The sequence below is a fragment of the Verrucosispora sp. ts21 genome, assembly GCF_002879555.1.
GTDB lineage: Bacteria > Actinomycetota > Actinomycetes > Mycobacteriales > Micromonosporaceae > Micromonospora > Micromonospora gifhornensis.
In genome coordinates this window covers 1-14,966 of the sequence record NZ_PNOZ01000004.1, presented here as the reverse complement: position 1 = coordinate 14,966, position 14,966 = coordinate 1, and the positions used below count along the sequence as shown (strand labels likewise).

The following is a 14,966-nucleotide window of genomic DNA, read 5'->3' as shown; positions in this document are numbered from 1 at the left end:
CGAGACTCGTGACGGCGCAACGGGCGCGGGGATGTGCGGCGTATGACTGAGGACGCCCCGACGCCGGCCCACCTGACGAAGGTGTTGGACGGTCTCGCCGAGAATCCGGCGTTGCCGGCCGGGTTCGTTCGCCGGCTAATGCGCTACCGGCGCGGTTTCGGCCACGTCGCCACACGCAGCACCTGACCCGGCAACGGCGCTACCCTTGGCCGAGATGGACCGACTGCTCACCCTCGCCGAGCTCTGACGGAGAGCACCAGCACAAGAGGATTTAAACCCACAACAGGGTTGGCTGGTTGCCCTTGGCCTGCAGTAGCAGGTGAGCGCCGCGGGCGGTGATCTGCTCGGCGTGAGACGTCTGGGTATGCAGGGCGTCGGCGACGAACGGGACGCCGTCCAGACTGCCGAGCACGCGCTCGACGGCGTCCAACAGTGGGGTGAAGGCGGGGGATTTCGTTGCTTTTCGTGTCGACGGTGACCTGGGCCAAGACGATGCCGCTGCTGGTGTCCAGCGCGGACAGCAGGTGCACCTGACGGCCGTCGCCCAGGCGGGCGCCCCGGAGCGTCTTACCGTCGACGGCGATCACGGTCCGGTAGCGGCGTGGCCGTACGGCCTGCGGTCGTGCCCGGGAACGCAGCCAGCCGGCCAGAACGGTGCTGATCAGGGCGGCGTCCAGGCGGGTCAACAGCCGCCACACCGTGGTGCCGGCGGGTACGCGACGGGTGAACCCGAGCCGGACCAGGGCCGGTTCGTCCAGGTCGTACAGCCAGTCGGCGATCGCCGTGAACGACGTGGCACCGGCCAGGACCGCACACACCGCGACGGTCAGCAACGCTGCCAAGGGATACCGCACCCCGCGCGGGCTCCGTGGGTCCGGGACCAGGCTCACCGCGACCAGGAGCCCTCCGCATTCACTGTCGGTGATCGGCTCTGGTGGCGTGTCGGTCCCGGGGGTTGTCACGGTCAGTACGGAGATCAGAGATGATGTCATCGGCGGGTGAAGTCCTCGGTTGTCGTGCAGCGTGAGAACTCCATGATCGCCTTGGGGGCTTCACCCGCTTCCACAGAGGCAATACACCTCGGAAAACCCCAGCTCAGACGCCCGCACGGCTAGAACGCAATGACCCTGCCCTGCTAACCGTCAGCTTGGGCGTCGCATAGCACATTGAGCCTGATAACAACAAGCGAACCGTCTAATACGCCCGCACGCTGGGCGGGTGTTAGCCGGTCGACACCAGCGTACTCCACGGTAGACGGATCTGAGTCCAGGCTGTACAACCAGACCCAGCAGTCGCCCGTGCTATCCGCGCGCCCCCTGCCCTCGGCTATGTATTTGAATGACCCGTTCGAAAGGTCGACCGGGCCAGCTGCCAACGTCAAACCGGGGCCAGACACCGAGTCAACAAGGCTGACCTTCGCCGAGCCGACATAAACCCCAAAAGCAGATTTTGAATAGCCTTCACGAATCAAGTCGAAATTGCTGACCGAAATCAGCCGCTGGTAATCGATTGATTCATTGGGCTCCACTCCGCAGGCGGCCATTCCGACAGCCAATAACGGAGTCAACATAACGGTCGCTAGAGGCCCCCGGATCAGCAACTGTACACACCCGATCCGCAGATCAAGGCGTCTGACCTTTGCATATACCGGCCTATTGTCGAAGCGTAAGTGGAGCCCACGGGGCCGAAGCCTCCTCTCCCGACAGCTGCAGCATAGTTATCTTCTCCGATATTATATATCCCCGCTGCCACCTGCTCTGGAGTCCAGGTCCGCCGCATGCTCGCTGGAGCAGTCCTCTCCGCCAAGGCTTGATTGTCCGCAAGAGCATAGGCAGTTACCCGGATCGCCAGGGAGTTATCACCGATAAGATCGGTCCATCCGACGGCACCCAGCGCTTCCGGGTGATTCTTCTTGACGTTCTCGAAGGTCTGCTTTTGAATATTCCCCCATCCAATCGATGGCGGATTACTGCCCTCCCCATCCTTGAACCCGGTGACGTTGCCAACGAAGCTCTTGAGCGGACCATAGATGCCAAGCCAATCAGCGACAACCGAGGCTCGCTGCAACGGTCTCTCGAAGAAGCCCCAATCCTCAGAGTTCGCAACCTCTGCCATAAGCACGGACAGAACAAGCCGCGGATCTACACCAGCCTCCACGCCATATCGCACGGCGTCGAGCATCCACATAGCCGGCCCACCGCACCCAGACTTGCTGTCGGAACCGTTCGAGCAATTCGACGGAAGGAGCTTATTAAGAGCTGGTAGAAATTTTGACTTCTGCTTTGGGGCTATCGGTGCTTTACCCCAGCTGGAAGAGCGGTCGGCCTCGCGTTCACAGGACTTGAAGCTCGAGCATCCAACCGCCACGCTCTTGCCAGCAACCTTCACCTGGTTTTTCCCCGACGAGGTCTTGGTGACGTAGCCGCGCTGACCGCCACCATGGCTGCCTTCTTCGAAATAGAGCCCACTGGGGTCGCTGTAAGTAGCCGGGGAATTGTTGGCGTACGCGTAACCGTGCATCTGTTGCGGGTCTGCGAGGTCCATGATCGGGTCGATGCTCATAAACCGCCCAAGCGTGGGGTCGTACTCGCGGGCGCCGAGATGGGTGAGGCCGGTGTCGTCTTGGGTGCCGCCAACGAAGCCGCGGGTGCCGAGGAAGATGCTTGGAGGAGTGGTGCGGTTTTCGCCGTAGGGGAGGCGGCGCTTGCGGTTGGTGGTGAGGTCGTCGGCGTTGATTTGGATTTGTTCGGTGCCCTGGTGGTCACCACCGCTCCAGACCAGGCCAGCTTGGGTGCGGACGGCGATGGTACGGCCTGCGGCACTGTAGTAGCGGGTGCCGCCGGTTTGGGTGGCGCCGGCGTTGAGGGTGAGTTCGGTGGCGCCAAGGTAGAGGGTGGTCTTGTCGGAGGCCCGACTAATGAGTCGGTTACCTTCGGTGTCGTAGATGTATGAAGTCGTCTCGGCGCCCTCGGTGAGGGTGTGGAGCCGCCCTTCGGCGTTCCATTCCAACTGCTGCGCCACGCCAGTGTCGGTGTGCCGGGTGAGGTTGTACCCACCGGTGTCATAGGTGAAGGAGCGGGTAGAGGAAGCGGCGAGGGGGCCGGTGGCGGTGACGGTGGTGAGGGCGTGGGGTCGGCTGGCGCCGGGGTTGGGGTGGGTGTAGGTCCAGGTGGTGTTGCCGGCGGTGTTGTGGTCGGTTTGTGTGGTGCGGTTGCCGACGGTGTCGAATTCCCAGGATCGCCAGTAGGGGTCAATGCTGCCGCCTCGTTGCGGGGTTTGGTCGCAGGCGGTTGTCGCTGGGGTGTTGCCGGTCCAGGCGGTGGTGAGTCGGCGTAGGGGGTCGTAGCGGAAGCATTCGATCTGGTCGGCGGTGCCGTTGGTGCTGCCGAGGATGGACGTGATGTTGCCGATGGGGTCGTAGCGGTAGGCGGTGCCGTATTTGGTGGTGAAGGTCCCGGGGGTGCTTTCGAGGTCGATGCTGGTGGCGTCGAGCCGGCCGGTCTGCTGGTCGATGGTGTTGGTCAGTCGGACTCGTTTGCCGGTGGCGCCGAGGAGGAGTTGGTGGGTGGGGCCGTTGGCGTAGTAGCTGGTGGCGGCGATGTAGGTGGCTGCGCCGGTCATGGTGGTGGGGTAGCCGTTGTTGTCGTAGCCGAATGTGAGGGTCTCGGCGGGCAGCCCGCCCGCGGCGGGTTGACTGCTGCTGGTGAGGTGCCCGGCCTTGTCGTAGGTGAACATGTTGCCGTAGATGCCGGCGAGGGCACCCTCGGCCGCCGGAATGGTCACGGTGGTGCCGGTGGGCTGGTAGCTGTTGGTGTAGCCGGTCACGGCGGTGGTGTAGTCGCTGCCGCCGTGGTGGCGGGTGGAGGATGTCAGGTATCCCTTGGCAAGGGTGTCGTAGACGTAGCTGGCCAGTCTGGTGCCGCTACCGACGTCGCCGGACCAGCGGCCTTTCGCCCGGGACATGGTGTCGTACTCGGTGGAGATTTTCTGGCCGCGGCCATCAATGGTGTAGGCGAGCCGGCCGGCGCTGTCGTAGTGGGTGGTGCTCGTGCCGGCGTCCGGGTCAACCTTCTGCGTCAGACGGCCGGCGAGGTCGTAGGTGTTGGTCCAGGTGTTGCCGGCGGAGTCGACGACTTTAGTGAGTTGGTTGAGCAGGTCGTAGGTGTAGGTGGTGCTCTGAAAGGTGTTCGGGTTGGTGGCCGAAGTGTACTGGTCCAAGCGGGTGACGTTGCCGCGTACGTCGGCGTGGCGGACGGTTTTGGTGCTACCGGTCGGGGGAATGACTGTGACGCGGTCGCCGTGGTAGGTGGTTGCCGTCTGCCGCCACGCCGTGCCGAGCTTCTTGTCCACCTGGGTGGTGGCCCGGTTGAGGTGGTCGTAGCTGGCTTCGTGAACAGCCGGCACAGTAGTTAGGTTCGGATTGACCAGCCCGGACCCTGCTGCTGAGCTGTTGTGGAAGGGGCTAGTGGTGGCGGAGGCGTTGCCACGGGCGTCGTAGGTGGTGGCGGTGACGATCCGTCCACCATTCGGGCCCGGCTGCTGGGCTTCCCTGATGCGGCCAAGGCCGTCGACATACTGGTAAGAGTTCAGGTAAACGGGGCTGCCGCTGTGGGATTGCAGCGTTTCGGTCCTAGTGCGCGCGGGTGCGGTGGGTTGGCCGATGCCGCTGGAGCTGATCTGGTAGCTGAACCGCAGCGACGGCACCCCGGACGACTTGGCCTGACCCGGTAGGTACACCTCGGCAATGCGCCCGAGCTGGTCGTAGACGAAATCGGTGATCTTGCTGTTCGGGTCGGTGATTCTCGATGGTTGGCCGGTGTGTCGGTCGATCAGTGTGGTGGTGGTGTGGTTGAAGCCACCGCCGATGGTGCTGGTGATCCCGTTGTCGGGCCAGTTCACGGCCGGGCTGTAGGTAGTCGTGGTGGTCAGCCCCGCCGGATCGGTCGAGGTCAAGAGGCGGCCGGTGTTGTCATAGGTGCTGCGTCCGCTGGACACATAGGTGCTCGGGCTGGTGTAGACACGTTTCTCGGCAATGTTGCCATCGAACGGTGTCTGGGAGCCCTCGACGGTGTACGTGTCGTAGAACGTCACCTCCCTCGACAGTAGAGTCCCTCAGACGGGCCGTCGGATCACACCTGCCGCCGAATACCGCCACAAAGCACGCATCAAGGGCCTACCTCTCCACCCGCCCAGCCAACACCTTCACGCAACGCGATCTTCAGAAAATTCTCAGCAAGAAAGGTTACTGTCCGAGGCGGCCCACGACCTAACACACAAGTCATCTGCAATCAGAATAATTGGGCATAACTTCCATAGACTGACGAGCAGTTCACCGAGACTTGCAAGGCACCGAGGCCGGGAAGATCACAGGGAGAGACCGGGGACCACCTCGTCGCCGACAGCTTTGGCCGTTCCAGCAGCGACAACCGTCTCAACTGCGGATCACCGATCCAGACGACCGAATCGCCCAACCTGCACACCTTCCTCTGCGCGGCGTCCGCAATCGCCGAGAGGCACTTTCCAGTAGTAGAGTTCTCGACCGGCGCATCCCCGGCGAAACACCAGACTCTCGTGGCGAACGAGGAGATTTGAACCCACCGAAACCTCTTGTCGAGCAACGCTCGTCGGGGCTTGTCATTGGTCGCCAAAACCCCCTTGTTACGGAACGTAGCTGAATCAGACTTGTCGTTGATTGCCAAAATCAGGCGTTGAGCTGCACAGACACAACCAGGCACTGGGCGCTTCTTGTCACTGATTGTCGACCTTTGGTGAGGGTTTTCGGGGGGTAAACGGGGGGCGATGTCCTGCTGACTCCCGTCGCCCACCCCCTGGCCAGGCGTCGTCGGCCGCACCCGGACGCCGACCAAGCTGTCTTATCAGGGTCACCACTGCACCAAGCCGGGTCACCGTCGCCGCCGCGTCCAGCCTCGAACTGCCGGTGATCGCGGTGCGGGCGGGGTCATTCAACCGACACAGACAGCATGCGTCCACGCGTCAGGGCAGTCGAGTCGAAGGGATCGTCGGGTCCGGATGGTGTCCAGCGTCGGTCCGGCGGGCGTAGCGGGGTGCCGCGTGAGTAGGCGGCGATGCCGGTGATCAGGCGTTCCCAGCGCTCGGCTCGCCAGCCGATGCCCGCCTTCGTGACCAGGAGCAGGCGGCGCCCGTTCCACCAGCCGTGCACCGTCGGCTCGTCGTCGGACACCACGTGGACGTCGGGGAAGTTACGCAGAGCATCCAGGGCGGCGAGCACCGCCTGGCGAGTGGTTCGGCCGCGTGCGACGCGGACGACGGTACCGTCGAGTTGGGCGCTGGCGAGCCGGTCCACCGCGTCGTGTAGCGCAGAGCGTTGCAGAATCCAGTCGAGTTCGGTGACGAAGTTGGTGTGCTCGAACAGCACGCCGAAGGTGTGTCCGCTCAGTCCTGCCGCATAGCGTCGGATCGTTTCTTCCGGTACCGCTGCCAGCCAGCCGGTCCGCTCCGTGTATGCCTGCCGTAGTTCCTCGAACTGTGCGGTGAGTTCGCTGTCCGGTTCGTTGCGACGGTCGAGACCATTGCGCAGCGCGATGAGTCCGATGGTGGCGAGGGCTGCGTGCTCGTGGTCCAGGCTTTCTTCCTGGTCGGCCAGCCAGAGTTGCAGCACTACCCAGTAGAGCAGGTCGGACCAGTCGGTTGCGTCTTCCCAGAGTCCGCCGGCGACCACGGTCAGCACCAGTCGGCTGACGGCCAGCTTCGCCGGTAGCGGCCAGTCCTCCGATGCATCGACCAGTTCCTGAATCTCACGTCGGAGGCGGGTGCGTTGGCCTGTCGTGAGAGCGTCCAGCACGGTCGCGACGGTCTCCGGATGTGCCGGCGAGGTGTGCCATGCCGTCTCGTTCTCGCTCTGCCGGGTCGACGGTGACGTGTCGTTCTCGTCGTTCGGGTCGAAGATCTCGCTGTCAGCCGGGGTGGATCTGCGTTGGTGGTTGGTGCCGAGGGTGAAACGCAGCAGCGCGGGTCCGACGGCTGTGGTGATCCGGTTTTCCACCTGACGGCGCCGATTGTCAGCAGACGAGTTGGCGATTCTGTCTGGGCGGACCGAGGCGAGGTGGGCGAGCGCCTCGAAGAGCGCGGCCTGGTGCGCTTGGTCAGCGATGACGAACGGTAGGGGCGTGTGTTCCAGCGGAGATGGGTGGTCGATGCGTGACAGCGCTGCGCCGACATCGGTCACCACGACGTCGCGGATCTGTGTGCCCGTGTCCGTCACCACGGATGTGGTCGCATGACCATCGGACGCGACGGACCAGTCGGGATCCGGAAATCCGGCATAGCGGTGGAGTTTCCCGTCGCTGCGCTGGTGGTCGAGTCGTAGCCCTTCCACCACGAGCCAGGCCGGGGCCTGGTTCTCGTCGGTGAGGACCGTCGCCTCCACGCTCCCTTCGCCTATTCGGACGCCGAGTACGCGCAGGGAGGGCCCCGAGGGGACACGCTCGGCGGCTTCCCGAATGTGCAGGTCAGCCGGCTGTTCGAGGTCCACCTCGTGTGCCGGCACGGCGGAGATCAGCGGCTCCGACATGCCGGTCAGCAAGCCCAGCTCGCAGTTGCCACCCGCAGCCATGGTCTTGATGAGGGCGGCGGTGCTGCAGTTGGCGCTGCCGGTCAGCGCCCACGACTGCCGCTCCGTGCGCCATTCCACGATCTTCGCGTGGTGGTAGCGACTGCTCTGCGGGGTCGCGACCACGCTCGTGCCGGCCCGCTTGACCACGTGGGAGAGGGCGTCCGGATCGCACTGCACGTCCCGGGTGAGCAGGAGCTGCAGGTCGGCGGGTTCGAAGCGGTCGACCAGCCGACGCAGCGCCTTCGCCTTCGGGTCGAAGAACGGGGCGGCGACCGCCAGCGAGGAGACAGACGTCTTCGGCACCGGGAGCTGCTCGATGATCGGACGTGCCGTCGTCGTCACCAGCACAGGCTGGTCGGGCGCCTGTTCTGCCGGACGGAAGGTGAGCAACTCCGCGACGCGGTCGAGGCGTTCCCGGCCGAGTTCCTCCATCCAGACCACGGCGGGCAGGTGACGCAGCCAGTCAGCGAGATCATGGAACATCTGCGGCACTGTCGGGCCCTCGCCACGCAGCGTCGTCCAGACCTCGGCGTTGTGGTGCCAGCCCGACGCGGTGGCATTACCGGAACCAACGCCCACCACTGCGTCGGTCTTGGAGGCGATCACCACGAGCTTCGGGTGGAAAGCTCCGCCTGCCTTGCAGACGACCGGCAAGGCCAGGTAGTCGGCCCGGCCAGGAAGCTGGGTGAGCTGGCCGGCGTCGTACAGAACCGTGGTGCGGGCTCGAACGGCCTGCGCCTCCCGCAGGCAGACGTCCTCGAAGAACGACAAGTCACAGGTGTATGTGAGGACGAGGACCTCCTCCACATCCGCAAGCAGGCGGCCACGCAGCAGCGCGGGCGGTGCCGCGCCCCGCAGTTCCTCCCACACCGTCATAACCTCACCTCAGCGGCGTGCCGGCCAGCACTCCAGGTGTCACCGTCGTACGAGAGCACACCCAGTTGCCGCATCACATTGGTGAATGTCGGCAACCGCAGAGAGACCGCAGCCCGCCCTTCTCGACCCTCCAAACGCCATCGGTCACCAACCCGCCGCAGCCGGGTGGGAAGCCGCAGCCCGTGCCGGGTCCACTGCATCTTCTGCCGGCTCACCGCCTCGGCCCGATGAAACAGCACCCCCGCGAGATCGGAGACGGCATCGACCAACGGCCGCTCACCACTGCGGGCCAGCCACGCGGTCACAGAGCCAGGCCCCAGATCATCGGAGAACGCGCCGACAAAGGCATCCCGGGTGATCGGGTCAAGGTGCTCCACACGCCGGGCACCGACGGCGAGCAGCCGCAGCATGCCGAACACCGTCCAGTCCTCGCTGTTCAACGCCTCGTCGTACAGGTCATGTTCGACCGGCAGCGGGGTGCCGGCACCGTCAATCACCTGAGGAAGACCGTCGACGAGGGCCTCGCGAACGGTGGCGTCCGGAAGACCGCGGACGAACTCGGCGATCGCCTCTTCGAGGGTGCCGGTATCGGACAACGGCGACACCAACCTCGCCCAGATCAGCCGCCACGCCCAGACCGACCAGTTACGCAGCAGTGCGCCGCGCCAGACGAGGGCATGAGCGTACAGATCGTCACCCACCAACTCCCGCAGACCCGGCCGGAAACAGCACCACCGGTCCATGGCCATGTCGATCGACTCGCCGTCGACATGCTCGCCAGCCAGCGCCCTCACCAGCAACGCCGCGCTGCTTCGATGGATTTGCGCGTGACCAGAGCGCTCCGTGCCGATGAAGTAGGCATTGCGCACGCACTCACCGTCGGGCGTGTCGCCCATGGCGCACACGCACAAGTGACGCAAGCCGTCGAGATCCGCCAACGAGAGTGGCTTCTCCCGTTCCGCCACACGCAACACCTCGTCGAGGGCGGCGATCTGGTCGGTATCCGCCGCGGGCCCGGGCAGCGGGACTCGTCCCCCATCGGTGAGACCGAGCACCGCCTCGATTCCCGCGTACGTCTGCAGATAGCCGCCCCGGACCCGGCTGTACCTGTCAGCTGCCCGGCCCACATCCACGAGACGGTGACGCTGCAGCTCGGGCCGGATCGTGTTCACGCCGTGCACCCCGAAAGGCCCCGCCCGCAGGTGGTGATCATCCTCCGCCTCACCGTGCGCGATTGACACCGCAGCGAGGACGACCTCGCTACGCCGAACCAGCGCATGGAAAGCCTGCACATCCTTGCTACCGGTCCAGCCTCGCCGCTGCGCTTCGATCGCGAGACGTGCGTGCAGAGCCAGATAACGGGCGTGCGGAGTGGTGGTGATGACACCAGGGATCAGAGCTGCGGCATGCGCCCCGATCACGGTTTCAACAGCAAGCGGTTGACGGCCGGTGTCATCCGGAGTGTCCGGCTTCAGTGTCCACGCCGGACCCAGCATCGCGGTCACGAACACTCCCCCGCAGTCGCCCTCCGGTCGGACAGATCCTCCGCGCTACCGAACCAGCCAGGAAGGACATCACCAGCGAAGTGACCGATAGCCGACACACGATCGGACGAGAAGCCGCGCCAGCCCTTCCGAAAACCGTCTGGGCGAGTTCGGCGAGGAGCGCAACACGCCGACCCTGACTTCCAACGCCACTGCCTGCACCTTGTGGACGCCGAAAACCTAATCCGCCCTGGTCACAGCGATGTGATCACCAGGCATTGGAGCGGCCGGTTCCCGGCGCGGATTCGTTCGGCCGAGTCACGGCAGTGGTCGACATCGAGCGCTGCGCGACGATAGGGGTGTGCTGTTTCGACTGGCCTACCTCGGCGTGACCACACTTTGGCCCTGCTGCGGCTGCTGCCGGTGAGCGACCGCGACAAGGACGCCGAGATCCTGGCGTTGCGGCACCAGATCGTGGTGCTCGAACGGCACCTGCACGGCGACCGGGTCCGGTTCACCTCTGCAGATCGGGCGTGGCTCGCGGCTCTGCTGCACCCACTGCCCCGTACCTCGCTGGACGGCCTACGGCTGCTGGTACGCCCGGAGACCGTGCTGCGCTGGCATCGCGATCTGATCGCCCGCCGACACGCCCGACGTTCCCGGCCCAAACGGGCCGGGCGGCCACCCACGATCCGGGCGATCCGTCGGCTCGTCCTGCGGCTGGCCCGCGAGAACACCGGCTGGGGCTACCGTCGCATCCAGGGCGAACTCCTCGTGCTGGGCGTGAAGGTCGCCGCGTCCACCGTCTGGGAGATCCTCAAGGATGCCGGTGTCGATCCGGCACCCGAGCGCACCAGCAGCACTTGGGCGGCGTTCCTACGATCCCAAGGCCACGCGATCATCGCCGCGGACTTCTTCGAAACGACCACCCTGACCGGTGCCCGCCTCTACGTCCTCGCGACCATCGACCATGCCACCCGGCGGATCCGGATTCTCGGTGCGACCGCGCACCCACCGCGGCGTGGGTGGCACAAGACGCCCGCAACCTGGTCATGGATCTCGAAGACACCGGCTGCCTGGTGAAATATCTGATCCGCGACCGCGACGGCAAGTACCCGGCCCTGTTCGACACGATTCTCGCCGACGCCGGTATCGATGTCGTGCTGACCGGTGTCCGGATGCCCCGGATGAACGCGATCATGGAACGCTGGGTACGGACCTGCCGATGCGAGCTACTCGACCGGACCCTGAGCCTCAACCAGCGGCACCTGCTGCACGCGCTACGCGAGTACGAAGCCTTCTACAACGAGCATCGCCCTCATCAGGGCATCGCCGACGCCCGGCCACTCGCACCGCTACCCGAAGCGATCACCGATCCGAACCGGCTCGCCCACCTGAACATCCACCGACGCGACCGTCTCGGCGGCGTACTTCACGAGTACGAACATGCCGCCTGAGCTGCCCGGATGACATTCTCGGCAGGTACAACCTCATCCCCCGCCTGGGCAAGAAGAAGCTCACCAAGCTCACCGCCAAGGATGTCCGTACCTGGCTCAACCAGCTCCGCACCACCTGCCAGTGCTGCTCGCGCGGTATCGATGCCCGGCGTGATGAGCCCCGTTGCTGCGCCGCCGGCCAGTGCTGCCACAAGTTGCTCTCTCCGCTGACGCTCACCTACATCCACTCCGTGCTCAAGTCCACCCTGGAGCATGCCGTGTGTGAGGAGGAGATCCCGCGCAAGGTCGCCCGCAACGTCCGCACCGGCATATCCCGGCCCCGACGCTTTGAACTCCTCACCGCCGACGAAGCCAGCCAGTTCCTCGCGGCCGGGCGCGGACGCCGACTTTCATGCCCTGTTCGAACTCGCGCTTCACACCGGACTCCGCAAAGGCGCACTTCTCGGCCTCCTCTGGGAAGACCTCGACCTCGACCGGGGCACCGCTGCCGTCCGCCGCACCTTGCAGCGCACCAACACGGCCGGACTCACCACGTTGCCCACCAAAACCCGGGCCTCCGAATGCCGCATCGCCCTCCCCGCCCGCTGCCTCCAGTCGCTAAAGCACCACCACGAGGAGCAGCAGCGCGAACGGCAAACGGCAGGCACCGAGTGGCAGCACAACGGGTACGTGTTCACCACGCCTCAGGGCAGGCCGATCGACCCGACTAACCTCACCCGGACCTTCACCACGCCCTTGCGCAGAGCCGACCTCCGCCGCATCCGCTTCCACGACGTCCGCCACTCGACCACCACCCTCCTCCTGGAACAGGGCGTCGAACTCGTCGTAATCAAGGAACTCCTCGGCCACGCCCACCGGCGTCACCGCCACCTCTACGCCCACGTCCGGCTCCGCCTCCAGCGCCGACACCCTGAGCACCGCCCTTGACGGCCCTGCCAACGACGAGTCGACCCGCAACGACGGCGACGACCCGCCGCTGTGCGGAGCCACCGTCCGCTGACGTTGCCGTCAACTACTGCCGTCACCGCATGCAGAAGCCCCGCCAGGGCACACCTGGCGGGGCTTCATTTTTGCTGACACTAACGGATCTTCTGCTTAACCGTGCGACTCAGCGCCTGTCACTCGGCAAAAACCGGATTAAGCCAGACCGACACCAGATCACCGTTGTCGACGCCCAAGACAGTTCCGCTAGCGATTTGGACGAACTTAGCGTCGGTGGCATCGTTCAGACGAACGGCGACCCACCCGGAGGAAGGATCATACGAAACCCGCCACCTGTCTCCAGGAACCTCGAAAGAAACCCCAGGCTCGAAAGAGTGGTCCGACGAGATGAATACCCGCCCGGGATTGAACTGTGGAGCAGTCAACTCGGCCACCACGCCCCGAACGTTCGGGAAGTACCCCCAGGCGAACAGGACTTCCCGGGACTCAATATCGACCTCGAGTTGGAGCGTGCCGATCAGCACACTCGCAACCCCCTCCGAGCCGAGCCTCTCGCTCAACGACTCCCCGCTCTGCGCACTGAAGGAGAATCCATAATCGGACTCGTCGTAACTGAGGACACCCTCAAGAGGAGATCCGTCTTGGATGGAGAATTTCATCTCGGGCTAGCCTTTTGTGCTCTTGAAGACGAAGTGGACGATTCTGTTGGAATTTGCGTCGATGTTGAGCTCCCAGATCCCGTTGCTTCCGTTCATCGCTCCAGGCGTTCTCCACTCGACAACCCCAGGAGCGCCACGGGAATCCATCCTGGGTGCAGATCCCTCCATGATCTCCCGAAGGAGCAACCTGTTATTGCCGTTCATGTAAGGACGTGCTGCCTTACCGAAGTTGGGGGCATCGACGTCCCGAGTACCAGCAATGTCCCAGGTGTGATTTTCGACAGTCTTGGTCATCGAAATGTTCTCAATATCGATCTTCGAGGCCAGATCCGAGACGTCACAGTTACTGTTGTGAACGAGGACCGGCGTCTCGCCCACCAGCACATAGTACGTGTGGGTCTGGTCGACGGTGAGGTCGTACATGGTAGCCACACCGCCGTATGCCTTTACTGCGACGACGGGGACGGCGTGCCTGTGCAGACTGAGGAGGTCTTCCCCGGCGGTGAGTGCGCCGCCGTCAATCCAGGTGGTGCGGGTCTCGCTCCAGAATTTGTGGTGTTGGGTGGTGTTGATGGTGGCGGTTCCGCCGCCGGGGAGCTTGACCGTAATGTCCGCGAGTTCGGTGTCGTGGTTGATGTGCGTGGCCGTGACTTGCCGAGGATAGGTTTCGCTGGTCTCGGGATCAGTAGCCAGGACCCACTCGCCGATCTTGACTTCTTCGATGGGTTTGGTGGTGCGATCTGCCATCACGACTTCGGTGCCGTGGGCGAAGCTGTTCCCCGTGCTGGGCACGATGCAGGCACCGGCGCTTCGTTTGCCGCGTTTGCCTTGGAGCCAATTGTAGGTGTCGCCCGCGTAGTCGCCGCATTTTCTGGTGCAACCCGGCAGGAATCCGAGGGCTCCGTCGCCGGCTGCTGCGAAGTCGCCATGGTAGACCGCGGTTACGATGGTGGCGATGCCGACTCCCGTGTCGGCTAGCCGGCATATGACCATCACTGTACAAGTGACGTCAGTGAGAAGTTGACCGACGAATCCGAGTTCCTGATGCGGTTTTGTTTTAATCTTGGCGGATGCGTAGGCCTTTTTGTCAGCGGCCGCTTGGCAAGAGTAAGGGCTGCCGTTGGCGCAGTGGTTGGTTTCTCTAGTCTTGGAGGTAGCACCCGTACCCACTGGGCCGTACGACTTTGTTCCTGCTCCAGGGCCGTTGAAGTGCGGGTCGCTGCCGACTAAGAAGTCTGTCCAGATATTGCCAGTTGGGTCGCTGAAGGTAGTGGGGTTGTTGTTGGCGTAGCTGTAGCCGTTCCACTGTTGTGGGTCGGTGAGGTCTTGGATGGGGTCGACGCTGATGAAGCGGCCGGTGGTGGGGTCGTATTCGCGGGCGCCGAGATGGGTGAGGCCGGTGTCGTCTTGGGTGCCGCCGACGAATCCGCGGGTGCCGAGGAAGATGCTTGGAGGAGTGGTGCGGTCTTCGCCGTAGGGCAGGCGGCGCTTGCGGCTGGTGGTGAGGTCGTCGGCGTTGATTTGGACTTGTTCAGTGCCGTGGTGGTCGCTGCCACTCCAGACGAGGCCGGTCAGGGTGCGCACGGCGATGGTGCGACCTGCGGCGCTGTAGTAGCGGGTGCCGTCGGGTTGGCTGCCGCCGCTGGCGAGGGTGAGCTCCGTGGCACCGAGGTAGAGGGTGGTCTTGTTCGGGGCGCGTTGGATGATCCGGTTGCCGTCGGCGTCGTAGATGTAGGTGGTTTGGTCGGTGCCTTCGGTCAAGGTGTTGAGGCGGCCTTCGGCGTTCCATGTCAGTTGCTGTGCCGTGCCGGTTTCGGTGTGTCGGGTGGAGGTGTTTCCGGCGTTGTCGTAGGTGAAGGTTCGGGTGGGTGTGGCGGCGAGGGGGCCGGTGGCGGTGACGGTGGTGAGGGCGTGGGGGCGGCTGGTGCCGGGGTTGGGGTGGGTGTAGGTCCAG

11 protein-coding genes and 1 pseudogene are annotated in these 14,966 nt (G+C 64.5%); 4 read left to right on the top strand and 8 right to left on the bottom strand.

Annotated elements, in window-relative coordinates:
* Positions 1 to 42: 42 nt before the first annotated feature.
* Complete coding sequence (locus C1A38_RS31040) at positions 43 to 186, top strand: hypothetical protein (protein WP_158244827.1); 144 nt, start codon at positions 43 to 45, stop codon at positions 184 to 186.
* Positions 187 to 271: 85 nt separating this feature from the next.
* On the opposite strand, the gene C1A38_RS31570 is transcribed toward C1A38_RS31040, so the two are convergent.
* The 6 genes and pseudogenes from C1A38_RS31570 to C1A38_RS02310 form a co-directional block, all read right to left on the bottom strand.
* Positions 272 to 430 carry a hypothetical protein gene (locus tag C1A38_RS31570; protein WP_233196582.1) on the bottom strand — a complete coding sequence of 53 codons (159 nt, stop codon included), beginning with the start codon at positions 428 to 430 and terminating at the stop codon, positions 272 to 274.
* A 76-nt stretch (positions 431 to 506) separates the two neighbouring features.
* Positions 507 to 992 (bottom strand): annotated as a pseudogene (locus tag C1A38_RS31565) (transposase family protein); the annotation flags it as partial.
* Between the two features lie 143 nt (positions 993 to 1,135).
* Entirely contained in the window at positions 1,136 to 1,543 is a 408-nt protein-coding gene (locus C1A38_RS30590) for a hypothetical protein (protein ID WP_146017408.1), read from the bottom strand.
* A 50-nt stretch (positions 1,544 to 1,593) separates the two neighbouring features.
* Positions 1,594 to 5,091 carry an RHS repeat domain-containing protein gene (locus C1A38_RS02320; protein ID WP_353505504.1) on the bottom strand — a complete coding sequence of 1,166 codons (3,498 nt, stop codon included), beginning with the start codon at positions 5,089 to 5,091 and terminating at the stop codon, positions 1,594 to 1,596.
* 868 nt (positions 5,092 to 5,959) lie between these two features.
* Positions 5,960 to 8,470, bottom strand: coding sequence for a phospholipase D-like domain-containing protein (locus C1A38_RS02315; protein WP_102656167.1), 2,511 nt, complete (start codon positions 8,468 to 8,470; stop codon positions 5,960 to 5,962).
* On the bottom strand, positions 8,467 to 9,975 hold the full coding sequence (locus tag C1A38_RS02310; RefSeq protein ID WP_146017407.1) for a hypothetical protein: 1,509 nt from the start codon (positions 9,973 to 9,975) through the stop codon (positions 8,467 to 8,469). Before C1A38_RS02310 ends, C1A38_RS02315 begins: the two co-directional genes overlap by 4 nt.
* Before the next feature lie 402 nt (positions 9,976 to 10,377).
* Between C1A38_RS02310 and C1A38_RS31560 the strand changes: the two genes are divergently transcribed.
* The 3 genes from C1A38_RS31560 to C1A38_RS32295 all read left to right on the top strand — a co-directional run bounded on the left by C1A38_RS31560 (position 10,378) and on the right by C1A38_RS32295 (position 12,338).
* Entirely contained in the window at positions 10,378 to 11,037 is a 660-nt protein-coding gene (locus C1A38_RS31560) for a hypothetical protein (protein ID WP_158244826.1), read from the top strand.
* Positions 11,007 to 11,411, top strand: a complete 405-nt coding sequence (locus C1A38_RS02300; protein WP_233196564.1) for an integrase core domain-containing protein — start codon at positions 11,007 to 11,009, stop codon at positions 11,409 to 11,411. Before C1A38_RS31560 ends, C1A38_RS02300 begins: the two co-directional genes overlap by 31 nt.
* Before the next feature lie 252 nt (positions 11,412 to 11,663).
* Positions 11,664 to 12,338, top strand: coding sequence for a site-specific integrase (locus tag C1A38_RS32295; RefSeq protein ID WP_353505503.1), 675 nt, complete (start codon positions 11,664 to 11,666; stop codon positions 12,336 to 12,338).
* Between the two features lie 191 nt (positions 12,339 to 12,529).
* Here C1A38_RS32295 and C1A38_RS02290 read toward each other — a convergent pair whose 3' ends face one another.
* Both C1A38_RS02290 and C1A38_RS02285 read right to left on the bottom strand, forming a co-directional pair.
* Positions 12,530 to 13,012, bottom strand: coding sequence for a hypothetical protein (locus C1A38_RS02290; RefSeq protein ID WP_102656163.1), 483 nt, complete (start codon positions 13,010 to 13,012; stop codon positions 12,530 to 12,532).
* Between the two features lie 6 nt (positions 13,013 to 13,018).
* Positions 13,019 to 14,966, bottom strand: a 1,948-nt coding sequence (locus tag C1A38_RS02285) for an RHS repeat-associated core domain-containing protein (RefSeq protein WP_286046007.1), incomplete at its 5' end; no start/stop codon positions are given.